This is a genomic window from uncultured Methylovirgula sp. (assembly GCF_947646745.1).
Taxonomy (GTDB): domain Bacteria; phylum Pseudomonadota; class Alphaproteobacteria; order Rhizobiales; family Beijerinckiaceae; genus Methylovirgula.
The window spans coordinates 1-3,492 of the sequence record NZ_CANSHK010000080.1 but is presented as its reverse complement, the minus strand read 5'-3'; the positions used below and the strand labels follow the sequence as shown (position 1 = coordinate 3,492).

Here is a 3,492-nt window from a genome sequence, read left to right as displayed (position 1 = left end):
TCGCCGACGGTGACGACGATCCGCTTCCAGCCGATCATCGTGCCGAGGCCGAGCGCCAAGGCGACGCAGACCTTGACCCAGATCGGAATGAACTTGGTCGAAAGATCAAGCTCCTTCTTATAGGCCGTCAACGCCTTCACGTCGGCGGCCGAGAGCTGACTCGCCTTGTCCTTGCTCAGAACGCGGATCGCTTCCGAGGCCAGATACATGTCATTGCGGGTGTTCGAGACCTGGGCCGGCGGCACCTTCGAGAGCGAGCCGTAGGTCTCGACTTGCTTGGCGATCTGCTGGATCAGCACCGCCAGCGAAGGATAAGTGCCTTCGTTGAGCTGATGCTGCGCGATATAGGCCGTCACCGCCGGGCGCGGATCGCCGATGATGTCATAGCCGCTGGCCTTCGCATCGACGACCTTCGAGGCCGCCTCGGACGTGGCGATGAAGGTCTGCACGTGATGCGCCGGTACGGCGCGGTTCAACGCATAGGCGGTCGGCACGGTGCCGATCAGGATCAGCATGATGAGGCCCATGCCCTTCTGGCCGTCGTTCGAGCCGTGCGCGAAAGACACGCCGGTGCAGGTCAGGACCAGGAGACCGCGGATCCAGGCCGGCGGGGGCTGGTTGCCTTTCGGCTCCTTGAAGAGATCCGGGTTCTTGATGAGCGCTTTGAAGGCAAGAAGCAGAAGCGCCGAGAAGATGAAGCCGACGATCGGCGAGAGCAGCAGCGCATAGCCGATTTCCGTCGCCTTGCCCCAGTCGACGCCCGAGGTGCCGTCGCGGCCGCGCATCAAAGCATTGGCGACGCCGACACCGATGATCGAGCCGATCAGCGTGTGCGAGCTCGAGGCCGGCAGGCCGAGCCACCACGTGCCGAGGTTCCAGATGATCGCCGCGATCAGCATGGCGAAGACCATGGCAAAACCGGCATCGGAGCCGACTTGCAGGATGAGCTCTACCGGCAGCAGCGAGACGATGCCGAAGGCGACCGCGCCCGTCGATGTCAAAACGCCGAGAAAATTGAAAAAGCCCGACCAGACAACGGCGAATTGGGCTGGCAGCGACCGCGTATAGATGACGGTGGCGACCGCATTGGCGGTGTCGTGGAAGCCATTGACGAATTCAAAGCCGAGGGCGATGACCAGCGCGACGCCGAGAAGGAGGAAAGGCAGCGCGCTTTTGACGACCGTGCCGGTCGATTCGACATCATTATGGACATTATAGGCAGCGAAAAGCAGTCCGCAGCCGACGATCGTCAGAAAAACGATCACGGCTTTCATATCGATCGGATGATCGAGCTTCGGCCCGGGACCTCGGGTCTCTTGCGGTACGGTTTCAACAGATGAAAGGGAAGTCATGCGCGCATCCTCCAAACGGCGGCGCTAACCAAACTGAACTCAATTACGTTTTTGTGACGAGGTTAAACGCGAACTCAAGAATACGGACGGCATGATGCGTCTGCGCAGCGATCTCTGGGTTGCCGCTTATTTGCGGCGCTGCAACGTCGAAGGGGCGTCAGCCTATCTGCGGCGCCGCGGCGCCGCGGAGGCGGGCGCCATTTTCGTCAAGATCGACCGGCTCGATGGCCAGGCCGCGCTTTTCGGCCCGGCGCCGCAAAGCCTCCTTGGCGAGGGCGAACGGCTTTTTGTTCAAGCCCATAAAGAAGACTGGCTCGCGCCGGCGTCGATCGAAGCGCGGCTCAGGCGCGAACTCGAATTCGACACGGATCTTTGGATCGTCGAGGTCGAAGACAGGCAGGGTCGCAATTTTCTCGATCTTGCGGCGTCCTGAGCCTGTCACCCCCGCGCCACGCCGCGGGCTTTTTCGCGAATCGTCGCGGTCGCATTGACAAAGCGTTAACCACGGCAAGGCCACGCTGCCCCTTGCGCGCTCGGCGTGAGGCGGTGAGAGGGTGTGACGCACGGCCGCGTGGAGGTCGAAATCGATGGGCGAGTTGTTAGCTTTCAGGGCGCAACAAAAACCGCCGCGTAATCTTCCGCTTCGGGCCGAAGGCGCGGAAATCCTGTTCTTCACCGGCGTGCGCTACATGCGACCGGAAGATTATGCGCTGCTCACCAAGCCGCGCCGCCGGCCCGAGACCAAACGGCCGCCGATCCACGACCAGATCACCTGCTGATCGAGCCGCTCAATCCTGCGCCAAGGTCTCAGGCGCACAGGCAACCGATTTCACTTCCGCTTCCGCCTCGGCGCGTTCGCTCGGATAGGTCGACATGGCGTCGACGAGCACAAATCCTTTCGTATCCGGCGCGACGAGGCGCAATTCCTTCAGGGGCTGATCATTGTCCTCGTCGCCTTCGGCCTCTTCGACGGCATCGAGCTGCGGCTGCGTCATGATGCGGACGTCGATCGTTCCGTGCAGCGAGGCGCGGTCGGTCATCGAGTAGAAGACCTGTCCCGTCCGCGTGCGGAAGGAGATCGTCAGCAGCCGATTGTCAGGCAAATCCGCATGCACATGCAGCGGTCCGTTGGCGAGGTCATAGAGACAGACGGCTTGCGCGAAGGCCGGGTCCTCATAGGGTGTCACTTCACGGCCGGGCAGGGCGCGCGGCAAGAGAGTCGTCTGGCCGGGTTTGGCGAGCGCGGCGAGGCGCGCATAAGCATCGCGCGGTGCGACCTGCGGCATGACGAGGATGGCGACGATATGCACGAGCCCTGCGACGAAGACGACGCCGGCAAGATAAAGCAGAAAGGCATAGAAACGCACTGTCATGCGCACCTGCCGCGGGTGATTTTCGGCAGTGCATTGGCGCCGACCTTGGTCGTGCCGAAGTCAAGCAGCGTATCATAGAGCCGCAGCATCAGCGCGAAGGATTTGGCGTCGCCGACCGGCAGCCAATTGCCGGCGCGTGCGTCGCGTGCGACGACGATAGCGAAGGTCCCATTCTCGGCGCGCACGACTTCCGCCGAGGTGAAGCCGAAACGTTGTGCCTTATTGGCAATGAGAAAGCCTTTCGGCGAGACGAGCGTCAACGTCCAATAACGCGTCGGCGGCACGCTGCCGCTGACGATATAATCGCATTCCGGCCGCAAGGGGGCGCCGTCGCTGTCGTTGCGTGCGACAAAGCTCAGGCCCTCGGCGCTGCCGAGCGGCAATTCGGCCGTCCGGGCGATCCGCGCATTGGCATAGGGATCGATGTCCATCGTTCCGCTCTTCGGCTGCCCCCGCCAGGGGCCGGCCTGCGCCGCATCGAAGCTCAGCCCGCGATCCAGCACGCGGGTGGTGACGAGGAAACCCAAGATGATGCCGGCCAGCGCGGTGAGAAGAAATTTGATGATCGTCAACGCACGAGCCTCAGGCGGTTAAGGAACGCTCTGCCGGTTGGCGGCGATCGTCCGCGCCGTCGCGTCGATCCCGGCAAGCACGTCGGCGGAGAGATGCGACAGGGCCGCCGGATGGCGCGGCGGCGTCGCGCTGGTGCCGTCTGCGGCGGGCGGCGGCGTCGGTGGCCTCCACCTTCAGTCCGCCGATCTGGTTTT

At 63.1% G+C, this 3,492-nt stretch carries 5 protein-coding genes; 2 read left to right on the top strand and 3 right to left on the bottom strand.

What is annotated here, in order from left to right:
- Positions 1-1,352 (bottom strand): inorganic phosphate transporter (locus Q0025_RS14855; protein ID WP_297300481.1); only part of this gene is annotated, 1,352 nt, incomplete at its 3' end.
- Between the two features lie 94 nt (positions 1,353-1,446).
- On the opposite strand from Q0025_RS14855, the gene Q0025_RS14850 reads away from it, so the two are divergent.
- Together Q0025_RS14850 and Q0025_RS14845 are read left to right on the top strand one after the other, a co-directional pair.
- Positions 1,447-1,785, top strand: coding sequence for a DUF1491 family protein (locus Q0025_RS14850; protein WP_297300483.1), 339 nt, complete (start codon positions 1,447-1,449; stop codon positions 1,783-1,785).
- Positions 1,786-1,939: 154 nt separating this feature from the next.
- Positions 1,940-2,131: a hypothetical protein gene (locus Q0025_RS14845; protein ID WP_297300479.1), complete on the top strand. Its 192-nt coding sequence runs from the start codon at positions 1,940-1,942 to the stop codon at positions 2,129-2,131.
- Between the two features lie 9 nt (positions 2,132-2,140).
- Here Q0025_RS14845 and Q0025_RS14840 read toward each other — a convergent pair whose 3' ends face one another.
- Entirely contained in the window at positions 2,141-2,725 is a 585-nt protein-coding gene (locus tag Q0025_RS14840; protein ID WP_297300478.1) for a hypothetical protein, read from the bottom strand.
- Positions 2,722-3,297 carry a DUF1214 domain-containing protein gene (locus Q0025_RS14835; protein ID WP_297300476.1) on the bottom strand — a complete coding sequence of 192 codons (576 nt, stop codon included), beginning with the start codon at positions 3,295-3,297 and terminating at the stop codon, positions 2,722-2,724. Before Q0025_RS14835 ends, Q0025_RS14840 begins: the two co-directional genes overlap by 4 nt.
- Positions 3,298-3,492: the final 195 nt, after the last annotated feature.

Coding starts and splice junctions, on each gene's coding strand:
- Q0025_RS14850 (WP_297300483.1), top strand. CDS start 1,447: ATGCGTCTGCGCAGCGATCTCTGGGTTGCCGCTTATTTGCGGCGCTGC.
- Q0025_RS14845 (WP_297300479.1), top strand. CDS start 1,940: ATGGGCGAGTTGTTAGCTTTCAGGGCGCAACAAAAACCGCCGCGTAAT.
- Q0025_RS14840 (WP_297300478.1), bottom strand. CDS start 2,725: ATGACAGTGCGTTTCTATGCCTTTCTGCTTTATCTTGCCGGCGTCGTC.